The sequence below is a fragment of the Phytobacter palmae genome (genome assembly GCF_039409775.1).
In the GTDB taxonomy this organism is placed as follows: Bacteria; Pseudomonadota; Gammaproteobacteria; order Enterobacterales; family Enterobacteriaceae; genus Phytobacter; species Phytobacter palmae.
Genome location: NZ_JBCIVJ010000003.1, coordinates 103409 through 126314, shown reverse-complemented (window position 1 = coordinate 126314; position 22906 = coordinate 103409). Strand labels below are relative to the sequence as shown.

Here is a 22906-nt window from a genome sequence, read left to right as displayed (position 1 = left end):
GATGAAAGGTATTGTATTAGCTGGCGGTTCCGGAACTCGCCTTTATCCAATTACTCAGGGTGTGTCAAAACAGTTGTTGCCAGTATATGACAAGCCGATGATTTTTTACCCTATCTCTGTACTGATGCTGGCTGGCATTCGTGACATTCTGATTATCACGACGCCGGAAGATATGGCATCGTTCCAGCGTTTATTGGGTGATGGTTCACAGTTCGGTATCCGTCTTTCCTATGAAGTGCAGCCCTCGCCGGATGGCCTGGCGCAAGCGTTTATTATTGGCGAAGAATTTATTAATAACGAGCCATGTGCGCTGGTTCTCGGCGATAACATCTACTTTGGTCAAAGTTTCGGTAAGAAACTGGAAAGCGCAGCACAGTTAACATCGGGTGCGATGGTATTCGGTTATCAGGTGCAGGACCCGGAACGTTTTGGTGTCGTGGAATTTGATAAAAATTACACTGCGTTATCCATTGAAGAAAAACCACTAAAACCAAAATCCAACTGGGCAGTGACCGGCCTCTATTTTTACGACAAAAATGTCGTGGAAATGGCAAAACAGGTAAAACCTTCCGCACGCGGAGAGTTAGAGATTACTACACTGAATCAGATGTATCTTGACCGCGGCGAGCTGCAGGTAGAACTGCTGGGCCGTGGCTTTGCCTGGCTTGATACGGGTACCCATGACAGCCTGGTTGAAGCATCGCAGTTCATCCATACCATTGAGAAGCGCCAGGGCATGAAAGTCGCTTGTCTTGAAGAAATTGCGTTCCGTAAAGGTTGGTTGAACGAAGAACAAGTTGCGGAACAGATTAAAAAGTTGTCGAAAACCGACTATGGTCGTTATTTGCAATTGCTGATTAGCGAAAAATAGGCACTGAGCTGCGCGGACGAGAAGATCATGAAGATTTTATTAATTGGAAAAAATGGCCAGGTGGGCTGGGAACTGCAGCGTTCTTTGTCGACATTGGGTGAACTTGTCGCAGTTGACTTTTTTGATACTGAATTGTGTGGCGATCTGACCAAACCTGAAGGGATTGCAGAAACGATTCGTTATGTGAAACCTGATGTCATTGTCAATGCGGCTGCGCATACGGCGGTAGATAAAGCGGAAAGCGAAAGAGAGCTTTCACAGCTGCTGAATGCTGATAGCGTTGAAGTAATCGCGAAAGAGTCAGCGAAGCTCGGTGCGCTATTGGTGCATTATTCTACTGATTATGTCTTTAACGGCCAGGGCACGCATTTTCGTCTTGAAGATGAGCAGACGGGGCCGCTGAATGTTTATGGTGAAACGAAACTGGCGGGCGAGCTGGCTGTGGCAACCCACAACCCACGTCATTTCATTTTCCGTACCAGCTGGGTTTACGCAACTCGTGGTGCGAACTTTGCTAAGACAATGCTTCGTCTGGCAAAAGAAAAAGAACAATTAGCGATTATCAACGATCAACATGGCGCGCCAACCGGCGCGGAGTTGTTGGCAGATTGCACCGCGACCGCCATCCGCGCTGCGACAAATAATGCCTCGCTGTTTGGTACTTATCACCTCGTCGCCAGTGGGGAAACCACCTGGTATGACTATGCACAATATGTTTTCTCCGTCGCCCAGGAACTGGGTGAATCACTTGCCATCAAGGAAGTGAAAGGGGTCGACACCTCTGCATATCCAACCCCGGCTAAACGCCCGTCTAATTCGCGTTTGTCGAACCTGAAATTCCAGACCGCCTTTGCAACCGTTATTCCTGACTGGAAAGTAGGTGTAAAACGTGTCGTGACTGAAATGCTTGGAAAGTAAATAAATGAATGTAATTAAGACTGCAATTCCTGAAGTATTTATTTTTGAACCGAAAGTTTTTGGTGACGCACGTGGTTTTTTCTTTGAAAGTTTCAGTCAAAAAATTTTTGAAGAAGCGGTAGGTAAAAAAATCGACTTTGTTCAGGACAACCACTCTCAGTCGCAGAAAGGGGTGCTTCGTGGTTTGCATTATCAGCTCGACCCGCATGCGCAGGGCAAGCTGGTCCGTTGTATCGAAGGGGAAGTATTTGATGTCGCTGTGGACATTCGAAAACATTCTGCAACTTTCGGTCAATGGGTTGGGGCGGTATTAAGTGCTGAAAACAAGCGTCAGTTATGGATCCCGGAAGGATTTGCCCACGGTTTTTTAACCCTGAGCAATACAGCACAGTTTGTGTATAAAGCAACAAATTATTATGCACCACACTCGGAACGTTGCATTATCTGGAACGATCCACAAATCAATATCGAATGGCCGGAAGCTGGTCAAGTGCAGTTGTCGGCAAAAGATCAGAACGGACTTCTCTTATCAGGTGCGGAAATATATCCCTAACATGAAGATGGATAAGAGAGTTGCGATACTTTTGTGTACTTACAATGGAAGTAAGTTTATACGCAAACAGCTTGACTCAATTACTAATCAAACTCATCAGAACTGGGTTATTTTTGTGTCTGATGATGGTTCGACTGATGGTACTCTGGATATTATCCATGAGTACCAGCAAAACTATGGAGAGGACAGAATTGTCCTGCTCCATGGGCCTAATAAAGGCTTTGCCTGGAATTTTATCTCAGCGCTTGAGTGCTGTGGCGATGATTTTGATTACTATGCCTTCAGCGACCAAGATGATGAATGGATTGAGACCAAACTATCCCATGCTTTGAATTACTTAACGTACCATTCACAAATACCGTCAGTGTATTGCGGTAGGACTATTCTTACAGATGAAGAAGGGGCTACTATTGGCCTCTCTCCGTTGTTTGATAAAACACCTTCATTCCGTAATGCGTTGGTACAAAGTATCGCAGGCGGTAATACGATGGTGCTTAATAAGCAAGCCAGAGATATTGTCATTGAAACCACTAAATGGCAGGAAATAGTTTCTCATGATTGGTGGGTGTATATACTGATCACGGGCTGTGGAGGGAATGTTCACTATGACTCTTCGCCTACGATAAAATATCGGCAGCATCAGGAAAACCTCATCGGTTCTAATCTGACAATGATTGCGCGTGCTCAGCGAATTAAAAAGTTAATGGGCGGGCATTTCAAGCGCTGGAATGATAAAAATCTTGAGCTCCTTAAACCATTCCAGAATAAATTGACACCAGAAAATGCCAGAATCTTGTCGAGTTTCAACGACAAAAGAAATGCGAATATTTTTCAAAGAATCAGGATGATATTTGAAACAAGATTATACCGACAAACCTGGTGTGGAAATATCGCGCTCATCGCCGCGATTTTTTTGAATAAGATTTGATGTCAGATATGATTTTTGAGGTGAAGGTGTGAGTGGAAAAGCAAAAATAGCAACAGCGGGCTCACTTATGAGTTCGCTGTTGAACAATAGAAGTCTCATATTTCAGATGACAAAAAGGGACATTCTGAGTAAATATAAAGGTTCGGCGATTGGTGTGCTATGGTCATTAATTAACCCTATCCTTATGCTTGCTATATACACATTGGTTTTCTCTGTCGTGTTCAAAGCCAGGTGGGGAAATGCTGCCGCCGATGAACCTAAAACACAGTTTGCTGTTATTCTTTTTGTTGGCATGATCATCCATTCGTTTCTGGCCGAGTGTTTAATAAGATCGCCCAATTTAATTTTACAGCATTCAAATTATGTCAAAAAAGTTGTATTTCCATTAGAAATATTACCTGTAGTCACTGTTTTATCATCTGTCTTTCAGAGCATTATCAGTAGCGCTGTATTAATTATAGCTTTTTTCGTATTTAATGGTTATATAAACTGGACGATTATATTTGCGCCGCTAGTCTTTTTACCATTGGTAATATTATCGCTTGGTCTGTCATGGATTATTTCTTCGTTAGGTGTATATATCCGTGATATTGGGCAGTCGATTGGTGTAATTGTTACGGTTTTAATCTTTCTTTCGCCTGTTTTTTATCCCCTCGCGGCATTGCCAGAATGGATGCAAAGTATCGTCCTGCTGAATCCCTTGACCTATATTATTGAGCAATCAAGGATTGTTATTGTTTGGGGACAACTGCCCGACTTCTTCGGATTAGCACTATATTCAGTAAACTCTATCTGGATTACCTATGTCTGCTATATCTGGTTCCAGAAAACAAGAGGAGGGTTTGCTGATGTCATCTGATCTGTATGCAATTGAAATTGATAATGTCAGTAAATGCTATCAAGTCTACGATAACCCCATTAAAAGATTAAAAGAGTTCATTGTACCGAAAGTGCATCATCGCACAGGAAAAGTAGCCAGACTCTACCATGATGAATTTTGGGCGTTGCAGGACATCAGCTTTCGTTTGAAAAAAGGCGAAACAGTCGGGATTGTTGGTAAAAATGGCTCCGGAAAATCAACCCTTCTGCAAATAATTGCCGGTACGCTGACCCCCACTTCCGGCAACGTTAAGTTGCATGGGCGTGTAGCTGCATTGCTTGAACTGGGTGCCGGGTTTAATAACGATTTTTCGGGTCGGGAAAATATTTACCTCAATGCAGCATTACTGGGATTGACCAGATCTGAGATTGAAGAAAAACTGGATGATATCATTAGTTTTGCAGATATCGGACATTTTATTGACTCACCTGTTCGTTCCTATTCAAGCGGGATGCTGGTGCGTCTGGCGTTTGCTATCCAGGCACAAATAGAGCCTGAAATCTTAATTGTTGATGAAGCGCTGGCCGTTGGTGATGCACGGTTTCAGGCGAAATGTTTTGCACGTTTAAAACAGTTAAAAGAGAGGGGAACCTCCATTCTGTTTGTTTCCCATGCGACTGAACAGATTGTGACCCATTGCGACTCTGCCATTTTAATTAATGACGGAGTTATGCTCATGCAAGACAGCCCACGCGTAGTGGTGAATAAATATCTCGACCTTCTCTTTGGCAAAACGGATGAAAAAGAAGCTGTTGCTGATGAAATCCAATCAAACGTTGAGCAGCAACTTATAGAGCAGAAGCAACAAGACTTATTGAATGTTCAGAATTGGTTCAAGGATGGGCTAAGTTATGAACAAAGGCCTAATTACAATCCCTCGGAGTACCGCTGGGGCGATCTTAAGGCTGAAATACTGGACTATCAACTGGTTCAGGATGATAAACAATACCCACAGGTGATTGAAGGTGAACGTGCGATCCATTTGCAGTTTTATGTAAGATTTAAAGATGCGGTATATCGCCCTATCTTCGGTTTTGCACTTAAAACTAAAGAAGGGGTGACAATTTATAACACTAATAGCGAATTTCAGAATATTGATATGTCCAGGCAGTTCAATGCCGGAGATATTATGCAGGCTTCTTTGTCAATGCCCGTCAACCTGGCATCCGGGGATTATTTTATCTCGGTTGGCATCGCAAGTTGCGATGAGGCCGGTTCCGTGGTGCCGCATGACAGGCGTTACGATTCTATACATTTGAGTGTGTTGAACCGTGTGCAGTTTATCGGTTTAGTAAATTTAGACACTCATATTAGTCTGCAATGAACTGTGAGATCGCCTGGCATTGCCTGAGCGATGTTACAAATACAGGTGGGTTTTATGTTTCAACTCGAAAGTCTTGGTTATTTTTTCGATAAAAGTCTAAATGTATGGAGACGTGAAGACTACACCAACATAGGTTACAACGATGGCGATGAAGCGGAAGAGCGTCTCGCCGGCATTATCCGTGATGCAAAAGATATTTCCGTTTTTTCGGATGAACTGCGCAATAAATGCATTGACTGGCAGACACTCTATCATCTGACCTCACAGCGTGGAAACGTCTTGCGTCCTTTTGCCCACTTATTGCAAGGTGATGTCCTTGAAATTGGCGCAGGCTGTGGGGCAATTAGTCGTTTTCTTGGCGAAAACGGTGGTAACATTCTGGCTCTGGAAGGGAGTCAGCGCCGGGCATCAATAGCTGCCAGCCGTACTCGCGACCTGGATAATGTTCAGGTTGTTGCAGAGCGTTTTGACCGCTTTAACCCAGGCCGTCAGTTCGATGCAATTACGCTTATAGGCGTTCTTGAATATGCAACAATGTTTGGCGATGGTGAGCATCCCGAAAAAGATTTACTTACCCAAGTCCGTAAATTGCTTAAGCCCGGCGGCTTTTTATTCATTGCCATTGAGAATAAATTAGGTCTTAAGTATTTTGCTGGCGCGCCTGAGGATCATATTCGTCAGTCAATGTATGGCATCGAAGGTCGTTACAAAGTCGGGGAAGCCAAAACCTGGGGTTATGCGGAATTAAGTGAGCTTCTCACTGAAACGGGTTATAAGCACTCGGACGTATTATTGCCTTTCCCTGATTACAAACTTCCTATGTCGATAGTTACCCCTCAGGGTAGCGAAATGGCGGAATTTGACGCGTCTGCGCTTGCCGTTCAAAGTGTGTTCAGCGATCCGCAATTACCTGCGCATTTGACGTTTTCATTGCAAAATAGCTTCCCTGAAATTTTTAAAAACAAGCTGGGGGTGTCACTTGCGAACTCATTTATCTTTGTTGCCAGCATTGATGCTGAAATACCTTTAGATAATACGATCCTTGCTTATCATTACAGTACACAACGTAAAAAAGAATATGCTAAAGAAACACTTTTCCGACGCACTGAAAATGGCGAAGTCGATATTTCTTACCACTTTTTTGTAAGTGAGAATGTTGAGCGAGAAGAGAATAAATATTCGCAGATCAGGAAGCATAACGATAAATATTATCGTGGGACATTGCTGGGCCAGCAATTTATTAATGCGTTATGTGCTGATAATTGGAAGTTTAGTGACATTGTAAACTTGATGAAGCAATGGTTAACCGCTCTTGATTACTTCATTAAGAAAGATCAGGAAAGGGGCCAGCCGCTTGTACTCAATGCTGCTTTTAGTTTACCTGCATATTTTATCGATGCTATTCCCCAGAATATTATTCTTACTGGTGAGCAACCTGTTTTATTCGATGTGGAGTGGGAAGGTACAGAGCGAATTGAACTGGGCCATCTCTTGTTCAGAGGTATCATCCTGGTGCTCAATCAGGCAAGGGTTCGTCCACTGATAAATAATGAATTAATTACCAGAAAAGAATTTGTACATCAAATCCTTGCAACATTAGGTATCGTGGTGACAGATGATGATCTGCAGCGATACATGCATAAAGAGGCTGAATTTCAGCACCAGGTTACGGGGCGTAATTTTGATGATTTAATCGTCTGGCATGAAGAGCGGCCACTGGCTCCGGTGAGTATTAAGCGCAGCCGAGCTTGTGTCTATTTTGCTTCCGCAGAAGAAAATTTTGCTGAAGAAAACACACAATTCTCTGTGTTGAATTGGGGTAAAAATTCAATTCGTTGGGCAATTAAGGGAAATAACCAACTACCTATAACAAAACTACGGTTTGATCCGGTAGATGGCTGTCACTGGTTCTCTGTATCTGACTTAAAAGTCAAAAACGCTGATGGTGATATCATCTGGCAGTTAACTCCACATAAGCCAGAAGGTGAATTTATAGATATTCTGCGAGTTCAGAAGGGGCAACAGCAGGATGTTTATTATTCGACATCACAAGACCCGCAGATATTATTAAAAAATGTTCCTGCGCTCTCTGAATTATACATTGAAGCTCAAGTGGAGCTTATCAGGGAAAGTGATCTGGCTGAGATTTTCAAAGTCAATAGAACATATAATTTAATGCTCGAACAACAGAAATTAAATGACGTATCCGAGAAGTTAAATGAAACTCATATTGAACTAACGGAAACGACGACACGTCTTGAAAAAACAATAGAAAGACTGGAGGAGACTGCCAGACAACGGGATATAACGTCTGAAAAACTTGAAGAAACTACTCAGCAATTGGATGAAACCTCTGGACAATTAGATAAGACAAGAACCCAACTGGAAAATACTAAAGTACAGATGGACAATGTCCGGGTACAACTAGAAAACACCAAGGTACGACTGGATAATACTACCGAGGAACTGAACAACACAGCGGTTCAACTGGAGAACACCACGGTACATTTGGACAAGACCACGGCACAATTGGAGAAAGCCACCGTGCAACTGGAGAATTCAACCGTACAATTGGGCGAGACCACAGTACGACTTATTGATGTGCATACCGAATTAGAAGAGACCGAGGCGCAACTGGATGTCAAAAATGCACAACTTGAAAATACTAAAGTGCAGCTTTCATCTATTAACGCACAGCTTGCTCATGTTAATGCTCAACTGGCAGGTGCAATGGCAAGAATAAACGCTCTTGAAAATTCATCCAGCTGGAAAGTGACAGCGCCACTGCGCGCAGTAGGGAAAATAAAGCACAGATCAAAGGCATTGGCCTCTGTTACCCGACGCTTGTATCGCCAGCACGGGCTAAAGAAAATTATTTCACGAGGGATGAGTACGTTACATCGGGAGGGATGGAAGGGAGTTATTGCACGCCTTCGCCAGCAACGAATGATCCAAATGCTGCACGCTGCTGCCGTCGCACCAGTCCCAATGGCAACACCTTTCGTTGCTGGTAATGACGAAAATATCGCGTCTGCTGTTGGTAATATAAACCCAGCGGCGGTAATGTTGCCGACCACAATTACGTACAACCGAAGCGAAGGCTACCATCTGCGACATGGTGCCCCAGAATACTGTTACGTTACTCCCGCCCAGCCGGAAAATTTATCAGTTATTATCAACAATATGGCCGTGAAACCACTCTTTTCTATTGTGGTGCCAATCTACAACACGCCGCTGGATCTGCTCCATGAGCTTATCGAATCTATCGAAGCGCAGTGGTACCCTCAGTGGGAATTGATTCTGGCTAATGATTGCAGTACCGATCCGCAACTCTATGACGTCTTAAGTAGTATTACCAATCCACAGATCAAAGTTGTTCATCTTGAAACGAATAGCCGTATTTCCGGTGCAACGAATTTTGCTATCGAGCATGCAGCGGGGGACTATATTGTCTTTACGGATCATGATGATCTCCTGACGCCAGATTGCTTATATGAAATGGCACTATGCATTAACAATGATGATCCTGACTTTATCTATAGTGATGAAGATAAACTCTCAGAAGAAGGATTCTACGTCCAGCCGCACTTCAAACCTGACTGGTCGCCGGATACCATGATGAGCACGATGTTCACGTGCCATGCCTCCTGCGTAAAAAAATCATTACTGGCAAAAACAGGTTTATTACGTTCGGAATTTGATGGTTGCCAGGATTGGGATTTTGTTTTGCGCGTATCTGAACAGACATCAAAAATTAGCCATATCTCTAAGGTACTGTACCATTGGCGAATTATTCCCCAATCGACCGCTTCTGATATTGCAGCGAAAGATTATGTCCTGGAAGCCTCTGTTAATGTACGCAAAGACGCCTTGGCTCGTCGCGGTCAACAGGGCGTTGTCGAACCTGTTGTGGGACCGGCAGGCTATTTTCGTGTAAATTACTTCCCGATTGGTAATCCGTTAGTCAGCATTATTATTCCTACCCGCGACAATTGTAATGTTTTGCGTCGCTGTGTTGATTCCATTAAAAATACGACGCGTTACAGCCATTATGAGATCATTATTCTCGATAATGGCTCTGTTGCTGCTGATGCACTTGAATACTTTTCCTCGCTTGAAAGCGAAGAAAAGATAAAAGTCATTCGCCATGATCGTCCGTTCAACTTCTCGGAACTTAATAATGTTGGTGTGGCTGAATCAAAAGGTGAGATTCTGCTTTTCTTGAACGACGATACTGAAGTTTTGCATGCTGACTGGTTAGAGCGTCTGGTAGGATATGCGCAATTGCCACATGTAGGTGCAGTAGGTGCAAAATTAATCTATCCGGAAACAAATCTTGTCCAACACGCTGGCGTGCTGAATCTTGCCGGTGGACCAATGCATGCGCTACATAATATTGATCGCGCTCATCCAGGTTATTTCATGCGTAACCTGCTGGAATATAACTGGCTGGCTGTAACCGGTGCATGTTTGATGATGGAAAGGAAAAAATTCGATCGAATCGGTCAGTTCGACGAATCTTTTCCTATCGCCTATAACGATGTAGATTTATGTTTCCGCAGCGTAGATGCGGGATATTACAATGTAATGTGCCCAGCTGTTGAACTTTATCATTACGAGTCCGTTAGTCGTGGATTGGATCATCAGGATGAAGAAAAAGTGCGACGCCTTATGAACGAACTCAGTCGACTCAACGAAAAACATCCTCGTTATTATCAATACGATCCATTCTTCAATATTAACTTGCACCCTAACGGCATTAATTTTGAGGTTGGTTGCTGATGCTTATGAATACTATTCTGGGACCTGAATTCAATCGCTTTGCAGAAGCGATTGAATCATTTAAAGATTTACCAGTAACTGCATTAAATGATGCGGAAGTGATCTCTTTTGATTTTTTCGATACATTATTTACTCGTCCACTTGCTGACCCTGAGGATGCGTTTGATATTCTTGGCAAGCAACTGGGTATTGATAATTTCAAAACAAAACGGCAAAGCGCTCAAAGTGAAGCGTTCCGTCAAATGAGCGCCAGTGGTAAAAAAGAGATTACTATCGCAGGTATTTATGCTGCCTTCACTCATGATACGCAAGCCGCTGAACAAATGGCTAATGCAGAATATCAACTGGAACTTAATTTAATTGAGCCAAATGGTATTATTTTTGAATTATTTAAGCACTTAAAAGAGGCCGGGAAAAAGGTTATTGTTACCTCCGATATGTACTTGCCAGCACGTTTTTTTGAGCAGGCGCTGGAGAAACATGGTGTTACCGGTGTTACGGTTTTTAGTTCTTGCGATGAAAACGCTACTAAGCGTGATTCAGGAGAACTCTTTGACATTATTGCACGTAAACTGAATGTTTCTCCGGATCAGATTCTACATGTTGGTGATAATGAAGTATCCGATGTGATACGCCCGCGTGAGAAAGGCCTTTTGGCATATCATTATTGCTCCCACTACTTAAGCACCATTTGCAAAGGGCTACCGCTGTCGCTCTCTTTTGCTCAGGGAATGTTAAAAAGCCATGAGGGTTACCATGACCTCCAGGCCTATAAAAGTTTAGGCTTTACCTATGGCGGTGCCGCATCTCTTGGTTTCCTTAAATGGATTAAAGCGCAGACGGCAACGCACCAGATCGATCACGTGTTTTTCTTATCCCGTGATGGCTATATAATGCAAAAAATGGTGGAGCGGGGCGATGTTGGTGATTTCCCTGATTCAACATATTTCTATGGTTCCCGTACAGCGCTGACCCTTGCGATAATTAATGATCAGAACTTTATGCAGTTCATCCCCTTTTTACTCTCCGGTGCTGAGGGGTTGCAGCCACGTGAAGTCATTGAGCGCATCGGTGTCGTTCCGCCAGCTCCCGAAATTATGGCTTCCTTCGGGCTGTCTGCGGAAACTGCGCTGACGCCTGAGCTATTCCCATTAATGACCAATTTCTTATATGCGTGGAGATGGCAAATCTTACTGGTTTGCCGCAAAAACCGCCGTGGTCTTTTTGCATATATTCAAAAGTTAGGTATTAAACCAGGCGAGAAAATTGCTCTCGTTGATGTAGGATGGAGTGGTACAACACAAGAAGCGTTTTACCATGCGGTGAAGCAATTTATTGATATAGATATTCACGGTTATTATTTCTGTCTTGCAAACACAGCAGAAAAACTCAGACGTAAAACGTTCCTGCAAATGCATGCGATGTACGAAGCTGACAATGCAGATATATCCCTCATTGATCAAATTTATGAAAACCGTGTGGCCATTGAACTCTTTTTCTCTGCGCCGCATGACTCAATTATTGGTTATGACGCAGTAACATCTGCGCCTGTTGGTGATCAGGGGCGTGGGTTAAAACGTGACCTGTCACAGAGTATTTCTGATATCTGTGACGGCGCGATGTTATTCGCAGAGAATTACAACGCGCTAAGCAAACGTCTCAATATTGAGTTGACGCCTCATGAGCTTACTTTGAGTATGCTTGCTCTCGTGCAAAATAAAAAATGGCAGGACTATTCAGCAATTACCGGCATTTCAAATTTTGACGCGTGGGGTAGCTCAAGATTGAAATCACTTTGCGTTGAAGATTATTTAATTAGCTAACGTATGCTGGCGACATGCTTGATTATAATTATTTAATGTTAAATGATCTATTATTAAATAGACGGTAGTGCTTATTTTGTATCGAAGACGCGTAGTACAGCGATAAATCTATTAACTGAACCTAATGGCTTATTGCAGTCTTGACCGTTGGTTTTTGCAAGGTTATGACATAATTAAATCGTCATCCTTGGGTTTTCATTGTCCATGCATGATACGTAGTTAAAATAAAGGCATTTTTCATCAATGGATGTTCTGATTATTGATGCTTAAATTCTCTGGATGAGATGATGATTCACTGGCATGTCACACGACAAGAGGAAGTAACGTTTTTTGAGTCAAAAAACTGCGAGTTGTCGCTTCCAGTGGCTGCGATAGCCTTGCGGTAAGTCGCCTCTTTCGCAATTACCCAGCGTGTGTAATCTACGTTACTATAATCTTTACTTAAGCCCAATGGCCTGACCGCCAGAGGGTTACCACACCTGACAGGAGTAAGTAATGTCTAAGCAACAAATCGGCGTTGTTGGTATGGCCGTGATGGGGCGCAACCTTGCGCTTAACATCGAAAGCCGTGGCTATACCGTTTCCGTTTTCAACCGCTCCCGCGATAAGACCGAAGAAGTGATTGCTGAGAACCCCGGCAAGAAACTGGTTCCTTATTACACTGTTAAAGAGTTTGTTGAATCCTTAGAAACTCCCCGTCGTATCCTGTTGATGGTGAAAGCGGGCGCTGGCACTGATGCTGCTATTGACTCTCTGAAACCCTATCTGGAAAAAGGCGACATCATCATTGATGGCGGTAATACCTTCTTCCAGGACACCATTCGTCGTAACCGTGAGCTTTCTGCCGAGGGCTTTAACTTCATCGGTACCGGTGTTTCCGGTGGTGAAGAGGGGGCGCTGAAAGGCCCATCCATTATGCCTGGCGGTCAGAAAGATGCTTACGAATTGGTCGCGCCGATCCTGACCAAAATTGCAGCCGTTGCTGAAGATGGTGAGCCTTGTGTGACTTATATCGGGGCTGACGGTGCGGGCCATTACGTCAAAATGGTGCATAACGGTATTGAGTATGGCGACATGCAATTGATTGCAGAGGCCTACTCACTGCTGAAAGGCGGTCTTAACCTGTCTAACGAAGAGCTGGCCACCACTTTCAGCGAATGGAATAAAGGCGAGCTGAGCAGCTACCTGATCGACATCACCAAGGATATCTTCACAAAAAAAGATGAAGAGGGTAATTATCTGGTCGATGTGATTCTGGATGAGGCAGCTAACAAAGGTACCGGTAAATGGACCAGTCAGAGCTCTCTGGATCTCGGCGAACCGCTTTCCCTGATCACTGAATCCGTATTCGCACGTTATATCTCTTCGCTGAAAGAGCAGCGCGTTGCCGCGTCTAAAGTTCTGAGTGGCCCGCAGGCACAGCCTGCTGGTGATAAAGTGCAGTTTATCGAGAAAGTTCGTCGTGCACTGTACCTCGGTAAAATCGTCTCTTATGCACAGGGCTTCTCTCAGTTGCGCGCCGCGTCTGATGAATATAACTGGGATTTGAATTACGGCGAAATCGCGAAAATTTTCCGCGCAGGCTGCATCATCCGCGCTCAGTTCCTGCAGAAAATTACCGATGCATATGCAGAAACGCCGGCAATTGCTAACCTGTTGCTGGCTCCGTACTTTAAGAAAATCGCTGATGAGTACCAGCAGGCGCTGCGAGATGTTGTAGCCTACGCGGTGCAAAATGGTATTCCGGTCCCGACCTTTGCTGCTGCGGTTGCCTATTACGATAGCTACCGTGCTGCCGTACTGCCAGCCAACCTGATCCAGGCTCAGCGTGATTATTTTGGTGCGCATACTTATAAACGTACTGATAAAGAGGGCGTGTTCCATACGGAATGGCTTGATTAATTAGTCTGCTTTTATAATACTTATATATAAAAGGCCATCCAAACGGATGGCTTTACTTTGAATTAAATTTCACTTTAAAGTTATTTCTGCTTTTTTGAGTGTAAAAGGAATAACATAAATCTCACTTGATTAAAGGCATTAATGCAATCATGCGCAAAGATATAATAATTGTCGGCGGTGGTTTTTTTGGTATGTACCTTGCCGAGCAATTTTCTCTGCTAGGACACGGAGTCAAACTCTTTGAAAAAGAGAATAACTATATGTCCCGCGCGTCTTATAATAATCAGGCCCGTGTGCATAATGGTTACCATTATCCCCGAAGTATATTAACCGCTTTACGCTCTCGCATCTCTTTTCCCCGTTTTGTTGAAGAGTTTAGGGATTGTGTAGACTCGGATTTTGATAAATATTATTTAATTAGCGAATTGCTGGGTAAAGTGTCTGCGGGTCAGTTCCGTATGTTCTGTAAGCGTATTGGTGCCGATTGCGATGTGGCGCCTGCTAAAATTCAGAATATGGTCAACCCCCAGTTGATCGATGCCTGTTTTACGGTCAAAGAATTTGCATTCGATGCATTCAAGCTGCGCGATATGATGTTGCAACGGTTGGCAAGTTCTACCGCTGAGTATCGCTGTGGTTACTCGGTTGATAAAGTCGAAAGCATCAATAACAGAATTACAGCATATGTACGAAATATAACCAGTGGGGAAGTTGAGACCCATCATGCTGATCATGTCTTTAATTGCACCTATTCACATTTGAATTATTTACTTGATAACTCCGGGATTGAACTTATCCCCCTTAAGCATGAAATGACAGAAATGTGCCTGGTTGATGTACCTGATGAATTAAAAAAAACCGGGTTTACGATTATGTGCGGTCCGTTTTTCTCCGTGATGCCTTTCCCTTCTGTTGGCCTGCATTCTTTCAGTCATGTACGCTATACGCCGCATTACGAATGGCATGATAATCCGGGTGAAAAATATCGCGACTCGCATGTGAAGTTTGATGAGGATAAGAGAAATAGCGCATGGCATTATATGGTTAAGGATGCCTCCCGGTATATGCCTATTCTCAATGATTGCCGTTACGAACGCTCGCTCTGGGAAGTGAAAACGTTATTACCACGCAGTGAAACGGATGACTCTCGACCTATTCTTTTCCGACCTCATCATGGCATGAATGGGTTTCACTGTATTATGGGCGGCAAGATAGATAACGTATACGATGCCGTTGAAGCTATTAAGAATATGAACATTATTTAAGAATAAAAAGAGACTACACAAGTGAAAAGCGAATCTTTTGTTTCTGTTGTTTTAAAAACTCATGATCTCTCGGGTGAATTGACATCAAAATTACAACAGATCCAGCAATTACTGGATGTAAATTATAGTGATTACGAAATCTTAGTTGTTTCTAAAGGCCCCTATCGTGACGTACCGAGAAAGTCCGCAGTGGATCAAATTTTAGCAACGATCCCCAGCGTGCGCTTTATGCAGCTCTCCGGTGCAGCACATGATGACGTGGTTTGGGCTGCCGGGCTTGAAAATGCGATCGGTGATTTTGTTGTTCTTTATGATCACCTGACCGATCCCGTCGACGTTATTCATCGTGCTGTTGAAGAGTGTAAGTCTGGTTATGATGTCGTCGTTGGTGTTTCTAATCAACCTCTGCCATGCGTCTATCGCTTTTTACGCAATACCGCATCCCATATTTTGAGTGCGATTGATTACCATATTCCCAAGAACTCTACCGGACTGCGTTGCTTAAGTCGTCGTGCGGTAAATGCGGTGACGGATACTGGCCGTTTTCATCACCAGTTTTACCTCCGCATTCAAAAGACCGGCTACCCCATAAGCGAATTGGTTTATCAACCGATTAGCGAAAATCATGTTAAAAAATCGATTGTGTATGGTTTTCGTAATTTAGTGCGGCTGATGGTATTTAACTCTTCACGGCCACTGCGCTGGATGTCAGTTGTTGGGACCGTCGGAAGTTCATGTGCGTTGCTGTTTGCTATTTACAGTATTGTGGTCAATCTCATTAATGGCCACGTTGTTGAGGGATGGACGACAACCATTCTGTTTATGTCGGTGCTCTTTATGCTCCAGTTCATTATGCTGGCTTTTTTCGGTGAATACCTCAGCCGACTGCTGGATGATAGAAGTGAGCAAGCGGCTTATTCCGTCGTATTTGAGAAAAATAGCGCGGTGATGGTGAATCAGGACCGCGTAAACGTTTTAAATGATGCCACTGCTGAAGAGTCTAATCTTGTGCAGACCGGACGCGACCGATAATTACAGGAGAGAACATGGCGAAGGCGTTAATTGGGTATACCGGGTTTGTTGGCACCACTTTGATGAAGCAAACCCAATTTGACGATTTTTATCGTTCGACGAATATTAATGATATTAAAGGTAAAAAATTCGATCTTGTTGTCTGTGCTGGCGCCCCAGCGCAGAAATGGATTGCCAATGCCGATCCACAAGGAGACCGTGAGAAAATTGACTCACTGATTGCCTGCCTCGACAGTATCGAATGTGATAACTTTGTCTTGATCAGCACGGTTGATGTTTTTAAAACCCCTGTAGGTGTTGATGAAAATACACCGATTGATGTGCAAGATCTGCATGCTTATGGTCTGAATCGTTACCGACTTGAGCAGTTTGTTGCGCAAAAATTTTCACGCCATGTGATTGTGAGATTACCGGGTCTCGTAGGTCCCGGGTTGCGTAAGAATATCATTTTCGATTTCCTTAACGATAATAATGTCGCCAAAATCGAAAGCCGTAGCGTTTTCCAGTTTTATCCGATGGTTAACCTCTGGTTTGATATTAACAAAGCACTCGAAAATAATATCAGTCTTGTTCATCTGACGGCTGAGCCTGTTTCTGTTGCACAAATTGCGGGTGAGGGTTTTGGTTTCGAATTTACCCTACAACAGGCTGCATCTCCCGTTTCTTATGATATGCGCAGTGTATATGGCGCATTTTTTGGCGGCACTGCGCATTACCAGTACTCTGCGAAGGAAACGCTACAAGCGGTCAGACATTATGCACAGTCGGAACCTAAAAAAGCTCAGGAAGATAAGCAATGAGAATTTCCATCTCAAACCTTGCCTGGGATATTAGTGAAGATATCGACGTATTGTCTCTGCTTAAAGAGTTTCAGGTTGATGCTATCGATATTGCGCCCGGGAAGTATTTTCCAGAGCCAGCCAAAGCAACAACTGCAGATATCATGGCGGTAAAAAACTGGTGGAAAGAGCAGGGGATTGACATCATCGGCATGCAATCACTCTTGTTTGGGACCACAGGGTTAAATGTGTTTGGTTCGCAAGCGGTCCAGGAAAAACTACTGGCGCATTTAGCTGATATTTGTCGTATCGGTTCTGTTCTGGGGGCTACTCGTCTGGTGTTTGGCTCGCCAAAAAACCGAGATTGCTCCGGCCTTAGTGCAACGGAAACCGAGCGTATTGCCCAAACGTTTTTCCGTAAACTTGGTGATATTGCTGCCGATCAAGGGGTGATTGTTTGCCTTGAGCCAAATCCGACGGTTTATGGCGCCAATTTTATGACCACAAGCAATGAGACCTGGGATGTTGTCACTGGCATTGCTCACCCCAATATTAAAATGCAGCTTGATACCGGAGCTGTCATTATTAATCAGGAAAATATCGAGGCTGTCGTGGCACAGGCGAAGGATATTATCGGACATGTGCATATCAGTGAGGCACAACTTGCGACGGTTGGCGATACGTTCAATGGACATGCCGCGCTGGCCGAAGTGTTAAAAACACAATTGGCCTCTTTCCCGGTCACGATTGAAATGCTCGCCACGAAAGAGGAGTCGCATCTCGTTTCTATCCGTCGCGCTCTTTCTCATGTAACTTCCTTATATCGTTAAACAGGTACAACAACCTTGAAATGGTTAATACTCATTTTAGGCATTGCATGTAATGCCTCAGCTAGTGTTTTGATTAAAATGGCAATGATGCCACCGCGTAAATTCCCTTCACTTGCAGACCCGCTTGCGTCGTTAACAAACTGGCCGTTCTGGTTAGGGCTGGCGCTTTATGGTGGCGCATTTGTTCTGTATGCCGCATCGCTTGCAGTGTTGCCACTTAATATTGCACATCCTGTGCTTACAACCGGTGCGGTGGCTGCGGTAGCAATACTGTCGGTCGTTGTTTTTAACGAAACATTTCACTGGACGACTATTGTGGGTGTTGCGTTTGTTATTGTCGGTGTTGCATTGATCACCTCGAAAGCGGCTTAACAAGAATGGATTTTGCTATGAATAACGAAAAAAAATGGGAAGTTCCTGCCTACAACGTCACATTGTGGACGGAAAAAAAGCATGATGCTTGCGTAGTAATTCCGGTCATTAATGAAGGAAACCGCATCGTCAGCCTGCTCAGTAAGATGAATAATCTGAATATTAACGACATCGCAGATATCATTATTGTGGATGGCGGTAGTACAGATGGCTCGCTGGAAACAGAAAACTTATTAAAACTGAACGTCAGCGGCCTCTTACTTAAAACTGGGCCTGGTAAGTTAAGCGCACAATTGCGCTGCGGCTACGCGTTTGTTCTGGAAAAAGGTTATAAAAATATTATTACCATTGATGGCAACGATAAGGACGATCCTGCACCTATTCCACAATTTATAGCCGCGTTAGAGCAGGGGTATGATTTTGTACAGGCTTCTCGTTTTGTTAATGGTGGCGTGGCGGTTAACACACCTAAATCGCGCGATTTCGCGATAAAATTCATCCACGCTCCAGTATTGAGTATTGCTTCCGGGTTCCATTGGACAGACACAACGCAAGGCTTCCGCGCATACAGCAGTAAAATGTTGCTGGATGAGCGTGTTGCGCCATTCCGTGATGTATTTATGACATATGAGTTATTGGCCTACCTGTCATATATTGCGCCGAAACTGGGTTTCCGTTGTATCGAACTGCCGACCTCACGCATCTACCCGGAAGGGGAAGTACCGACAAAAATCAGCAGTTTTAGAGGAAATCTTGCTGTGCTAAAAATTTTATTTAAGAGTTGCTTTGGTGCTTATAACGTTAAGAGAGGGCAATAAGCGTGAATTTTGCGGCACCCCTATTGCAACGTTCAGTAATAAGGAGAAGTCTGGTATTCTTATTTGTTTTTTTGATGTTGATTCCTTTTATAAATTTATTTACACAAGGGAAAGTGCCAGACTCCATTGATAACGTTGAACAATGGATGAATGTGGCAAATGCTTTCTTTATAGAAGACCAATCATTCATTTTTAGCTACGGTCCGCTATTTTGGCTAGTGACCCGCGTAAGCGAATATTACAATGCCTTGAGTTATTATCTTTCCATATCCTTTTTATTGTTTTTTTATTCGCTTGTTATTTTTTTGATTTTTTCCTTGATATATAAAACACGAGGTTATTTATATTTTTTTTCTAATTTTTATTTGTTTCTTTTCATTTTATTCCCTTAAATCTCTGCTGTTTTTATGGCCGCTAGTTTTCTTGTTTTATCAACAGTTGACAAGGGAGGGAAAAATACATTTTAATATGTTTTTTTGTTTTGCACTTGGTTCTGTAACTGGAGTGTTTTTATACGTTCGTTTTTTTTATGGGTTGATGGCTGTAGCTGTGTTGGGGGGATACCTGGCGGTGTCCTCGCTCAAAGATTATAAAGTTAAATATTTTATTGTCTTTATTTTTTCTTTTATAGCTTCCTCATTTCTTGTTGGAGTGCTGATATACGACGATATCAACCAGGTTTTTAGGTATTTTATCGTCAATATTGAATTAAGCTACGGTAATGGCGTTGATATGACGTTAGATATCGAAAATTACCGATTTTCTTTTGTTTGCGCATTTATTATTCTTGGCTGTTTTGTTACTTATGCTGTTTTTCTTCGTCGACTCCTTTTGGTTCCACTGCTCGTTACTTGGATGTTCTTATTTAAGCTAGGCTTTGGTCGATCCGATCATTATTTAGATTATTTTGTGGTTCCTTGCGCATATATAGTGCTTTTGATGTCTTTTGATAAAGGATATCTTGCAAAAGTGCTTTTTTTTATTTCTTTTATTTTTTTGTATTATTTAGGTACACATTCAGCTTTTGTTAATTCACCTAGGTTGAGTCTCGCTTTTATAAACTTCAACGTTTCAGCCATACGTAATCCGTTTGAGTTGCCTTTTACTGATAATGCGTATGAAGAGAGGATGGCGCAACGCTATCGTCAGTATAAATTAGATGATCACATTTTAGGAATGATCGGCACGGACTCGGTTGATGTCTATCCATACAATAACGAGTATACATATGCGAATCAGTTGAACTATAAACCGCGACCATTGTTTCAAAATTATATGACATTGACGCCAATTTTAGATCAAGCTAATGCGGACTATTTACGTGGTGCCGATAAACCAAAAAAAATAATATGGAATAGCGGTCTTGGTTGTGGTAATGCTGACTGTAATAGCTTCATTGGCCTGGATAATAAATTTATCTTAAATGAAGATCCATTAACTTCAATGGCTATTATTGAAAATTATAAATTAAGTGCATTTACTCATGGTAGAAACAATGAGCCGCTATTGTTATTGACGGCAAGAGATCAAACCCTGGCAGCAGATTTCGTGACCCGCAAAAATGAACGAATGCAATTTGGTGTCTGGTATTCTCTTCCTCAGGCTAAAAGTAGCATTGTGAAAGTATTTCCTGATTTTAAAATTTCTCTTACAGGAAGACTTAAAAATTTCCTCTTTAGGGGGAATATTGTCAAAGTTAAATATAAGCTTAAATCTGGTCTGCAAAAAGAGTATCGGCTAAATATCATCAATTCCCATAGTGGTATCTGGGCTTCACCGTTGCTTGATGGCTTTGATGAAAACGGTTTTACAGGAGAAGACGTCACCGATATTATGTTTGAAACGGATTCCAGTTATTATTTTGAACCGGAATTTGATGCGAAAATAGCGACTACTGCAGTGCCGTTAATCCACTATCAACGACGTAAAATAAAATACAATGACCCCATTACCGTCTCGCCGTCCGTTTCTGTGAAGGACATTGACTGTGATGGCAGTATTGATCAACTCACTGAACCTGCTATTGATGATGATGTTATAACGCCTTTGGTACTTAAAGGATGGTTAGCGAAATCTACCGGGCAAGGGATGTTGTTTGATGCAATCTATGTCTCGCTAACCGACAAAAATCAACATCATCGCTTTGTTGCCAGCAGTAAAAACAGCCGAGGTGATCTGGTTGCGGTGTTTGGTAAAGCCGATCTCGAAAACGCGGGCTTTGCGGCAAATGTCGATACCTCCGGGCTACGTGGAGATTACACAGTGAGTCTTGGTGGGCGCACAGGCGATCAGATCTATATTTGTCGGAATTTGCAACGGTCTCTGACGCTAAAATAAAAATGATAATGGACGGGTATGTTCCGCGATCCTTATTGGGGCGGGATTTATCCGATAATTGCTGATTATCTTCCAGGAGCCCGGCGGTCATAACCGGGCTTTTTTTCGCCTTAATTCCGGGTTTGACAGTGTTTTTTTCTAAACAATTGCGCAACGGTGGAATAAGTTTCTATGAAAACGCGGTTATTTCAGCGGGGGCCTGCCTTGACAGGCTATCAACAGAAGAGGTAAAAACCCCAACAGTTATTGATCTTGCGTGATGGCGGCGTAGTGCCATCTTCGGTTCTAAACACTGACAAAAGTTGCTTATCGAATGAAAATAACAATCTCCGGAACAGGCTACGTTGGCCTATCAAACGGTATCCTGATTGCGCAGCATCATGAAGTGGTCGCACTCGATATCGTGCAGGCTAAAGTCGATATGCTGAATCAGAAAAAATCGCCGATCGTTGATAAAGAAATTGAAGAGTATCTGGCGACTAAACAGCTGAATTTCCGCGCCACTACGGATAAGCAGGATGCCTATCGTGGCGCTGATTACGTCATTATCGCCACCCCGACTGATTACGACCCGAAAACCAACTACTTCAACACGTCCAGCGTTGAATCGGTCATCCGCGATGTGCACGCAATCAACCCGGATGCGGTGATGATAATTAAATCTACCATTCCGGTCGGATTCACCCAGTCCATCAAAGATGAGCTCGGCATTGATAACGTCATCTTCTCGCCGGAGTTCTTACGCGAAGGGAAGGCGCTTTACGACAACCTGCATCCGTCCCGTATCGTCATTGGCGAACGTTCAGCACGCGCAGAGCGTTTTGCGGGTTTGTTGCAGGAAGGGGCTATCAAAAAAGATATCCCGACGCTGTTCACCGATTCCACCGAAGCCGAAGCCATCAAGCTGTTCGCCAATACCTATCTGGCAATGCGCGTGGCCTATTTCAACGAGCTGGACAGCTATGCCGAAGCGCTTGGGCTGAATACGCGCCAGATCATTGAAGGTGTTTGCCTTGACCCACGTATTGGCAATCACTACAACAACCCGTCCTTTGGCTATGGCGGCTACTGTTTGCCAAAAGATACCAAGCAATTGCTGGCAAACTACCAGTCGGTGCCGAATAACATTATTGCGGCTATCGTTGATGCCAACCGTACACGTAAGGACTTCATCGCTGATTCAATCCTGTCTCGTAAGCCGAAGGTGGTGGGTGTCTACCGTCTTATTATGAAGAGCGGTTCTGATAACTTCCGCGCATCCTCTATTCAGGGGATTATGAAACGTATCAAGGCGAAGGGTGTACAGGTTATCATTTATGAGCCGGTAATGCAGGAAGACGAGTTCTTCCATTCTCGCGTTGTCCGCGACCTGGATGCCTTCAAGAAAGAATCGGATGTGATTATTTCAAACCGCATGGCGCCGGAACTGGCGGATGTGGAAGCAAAAGTCTATACCCGCGATCTGTTCGGTAACGACTAAGCACAGAAATGA

17 protein-coding genes are annotated in these 22906 nt (G+C 43.4%); all 17 read left to right on the top strand.

The genetic code is table 11. The features are described 5' to 3' along the window. Position 1: 1 nt before the first annotated feature. The 17 genes from rfbA to ugd all read left to right on the top strand — a co-directional run bounded on the left by rfbA (position 2) and on the right by ugd (position 22894). Complete coding sequence (rfbA, locus tag AAIG39_RS05835) at positions 2–871, top strand: glucose-1-phosphate thymidylyltransferase RfbA (protein WP_047369618.1); 870 nt, start codon at positions 2–4, stop codon at positions 869–871. 24 nt (positions 872–895) lie between these two features. Further along, complete coding sequence (gene rfbD, locus AAIG39_RS05830) at positions 896–1789, top strand: dTDP-4-dehydrorhamnose reductase (protein WP_425503268.1); 894 nt, start codon at positions 896–898, stop codon at positions 1787–1789. Positions 1790–1793: 4 nt separating this feature from the next. Beyond that, a complete protein-coding gene (gene rfbC / locus AAIG39_RS05825; RefSeq protein ID WP_343193392.1) occupies positions 1794–2342 on the top strand; it encodes a dTDP-4-dehydrorhamnose 3,5-epimerase in 549 nt (182 codons plus the stop codon). A 1-nt stretch (position 2343) separates the two neighbouring features. Beyond that, positions 2344–3270: a glycosyltransferase family 2 protein gene (locus tag AAIG39_RS05820; RefSeq protein ID WP_343193391.1), complete on the top strand. Its 927-nt coding sequence runs from the start codon at positions 2344–2346 to the stop codon at positions 3268–3270. A 28-nt stretch (positions 3271–3298) separates the two neighbouring features. Further along, positions 3299–4129, top strand: coding sequence for an ABC transporter permease (locus tag AAIG39_RS05815; protein WP_343193390.1), 831 nt, complete (start codon positions 3299–3301; stop codon positions 4127–4129). After that, entirely contained in the window at positions 4119–5474 is a 1356-nt protein-coding gene (locus AAIG39_RS05810) for an ABC transporter ATP-binding protein (RefSeq protein ID WP_343193389.1), read from the top strand. Before AAIG39_RS05815 ends, AAIG39_RS05810 begins: the two co-directional genes overlap by 11 nt. A gap of 54 nt (positions 5475–5528) precedes the next feature. Continuing rightward, positions 5529–10256 carry a glycosyltransferase gene (locus tag AAIG39_RS05805; protein ID WP_343193388.1) on the top strand — a complete coding sequence of 1576 codons (4728 nt, stop codon included), beginning with the start codon at positions 5529–5531 and terminating at the stop codon, positions 10254–10256. After that, positions 10256–12079: an HAD family hydrolase gene (locus AAIG39_RS05800; protein ID WP_343193387.1), complete on the top strand. Its 1824-nt coding sequence runs from the start codon at positions 10256–10258 to the stop codon at positions 12077–12079. Before AAIG39_RS05805 ends, AAIG39_RS05800 begins: the two co-directional genes overlap by 1 nt. Positions 12080–12574: 495 nt before the next feature. After that, entirely contained in the window at positions 12575–13981 is a 1407-nt protein-coding gene (gndA, locus tag AAIG39_RS05795) for an NADP-dependent phosphogluconate dehydrogenase (RefSeq protein WP_047369629.1), read from the top strand. 149 nt (positions 13982–14130) lie between these two features. Continuing rightward, positions 14131–15246, top strand: coding sequence for an FAD-dependent oxidoreductase (locus AAIG39_RS05790; protein WP_343193386.1), 1116 nt, complete (start codon positions 14131–14133; stop codon positions 15244–15246). A 21-nt stretch (positions 15247–15267) separates the two neighbouring features. Then, on the top strand, positions 15268–16278 hold the full coding sequence (locus tag AAIG39_RS05785; protein ID WP_079496333.1) for a glycosyl transferase family 2: 1011 nt from the start codon (positions 15268–15270) through the stop codon (positions 16276–16278). A gap of 14 nt (positions 16279–16292) precedes the next feature. Then, entirely contained in the window at positions 16293–17078 is a 786-nt protein-coding gene (locus AAIG39_RS05780) for an NAD-dependent epimerase/dehydratase family protein (protein ID WP_343193385.1), read from the top strand. Next, a complete protein-coding gene (locus AAIG39_RS05775; protein ID WP_343193384.1) occupies positions 17075–17887 on the top strand; it encodes a sugar phosphate isomerase/epimerase family protein in 813 nt (270 codons plus the stop codon). Before AAIG39_RS05780 ends, AAIG39_RS05775 begins: the two co-directional genes overlap by 4 nt. Before the next feature lie 15 nt (positions 17888–17902). Beyond that, the gene (locus AAIG39_RS05770) at positions 17903–18259 is read left to right on the top strand and encodes a DMT family transporter (protein WP_343193383.1); all 357 of its coding nucleotides are present in this window, start codon (positions 17903–17905) and stop codon (positions 18257–18259) included. A gap of 17 nt (positions 18260–18276) precedes the next feature. Beyond that, entirely contained in the window at positions 18277–19077 is an 801-nt protein-coding gene (locus tag AAIG39_RS05765) for a glycosyltransferase family 2 protein (RefSeq protein ID WP_343193382.1), read from the top strand. A 423-nt stretch (positions 19078–19500) separates the two neighbouring features. After that, the gene (locus AAIG39_RS05760) at positions 19501–21414 is read left to right on the top strand and encodes a hypothetical protein (RefSeq protein ID WP_343193381.1); all 1914 of its coding nucleotides are present in this window, start codon (positions 19501–19503) and stop codon (positions 21412–21414) included. A 313-nt stretch (positions 21415–21727) separates the two neighbouring features. Continuing rightward, a complete protein-coding gene (gene ugd / locus AAIG39_RS05755; RefSeq protein ID WP_343193380.1) occupies positions 21728–22894 on the top strand; it encodes a UDP-glucose 6-dehydrogenase in 1167 nt (388 codons plus the stop codon). Positions 22895–22906 lie beyond the last annotated feature (12 nt).

Excerpts from the sequence above, each read along its gene's own strand:
- rfbA (WP_047369618.1), top strand. The coding sequence starts at position 2 with ATGAAAGGTATTGTATTAGCTGGCGGTTCCGGAACTCGCCTTTATCCA.
- gndA (WP_047369629.1), top strand. The coding sequence starts at position 12,575 with ATGTCTAAGCAACAAATCGGCGTTGTTGGTATGGCCGTGATGGGGCGC.
- AAIG39_RS05775 (WP_343193384.1), top strand. The coding sequence starts at position 17,075 with ATGAGAATTTCCATCTCAAACCTTGCCTGGGATATTAGTGAAGATATC.
- AAIG39_RS05765 (WP_343193382.1), top strand. The coding sequence starts at position 18,277 with ATGAATAACGAAAAAAAATGGGAAGTTCCTGCCTACAACGTCACATTG.
- ugd (WP_343193380.1), top strand. The coding sequence starts at position 21,728 with ATGAAAATAACAATCTCCGGAACAGGCTACGTTGGCCTATCAAACGGT.
- AAIG39_RS05800 (WP_343193387.1), top strand. The coding sequence starts at position 10,256 with ATGCTTATGAATACTATTCTGGGACCTGAATTCAATCGCTTTGCAGAA.
- rfbC (WP_343193392.1), top strand. The coding sequence starts at position 1,794 with ATGAATGTAATTAAGACTGCAATTCCTGAAGTATTTATTTTTGAACCG.
- AAIG39_RS05780 (WP_343193385.1), top strand. The coding sequence starts at position 16,293 with ATGGCGAAGGCGTTAATTGGGTATACCGGGTTTGTTGGCACCACTTTG.
- AAIG39_RS05820 (WP_343193391.1), top strand. The coding sequence starts at position 2,344 with ATGAAGATGGATAAGAGAGTTGCGATACTTTTGTGTACTTACAATGGA.
- AAIG39_RS05810 (WP_343193389.1), top strand. The coding sequence starts at position 4,119 with ATGTCATCTGATCTGTATGCAATTGAAATTGATAATGTCAGTAAATGC.
- AAIG39_RS05805 (WP_343193388.1), top strand. The coding sequence starts at position 5,529 with ATGTTTCAACTCGAAAGTCTTGGTTATTTTTTCGATAAAAGTCTAAAT.
- AAIG39_RS05790 (WP_343193386.1), top strand. The coding sequence starts at position 14,131 with ATGCGCAAAGATATAATAATTGTCGGCGGTGGTTTTTTTGGTATGTAC.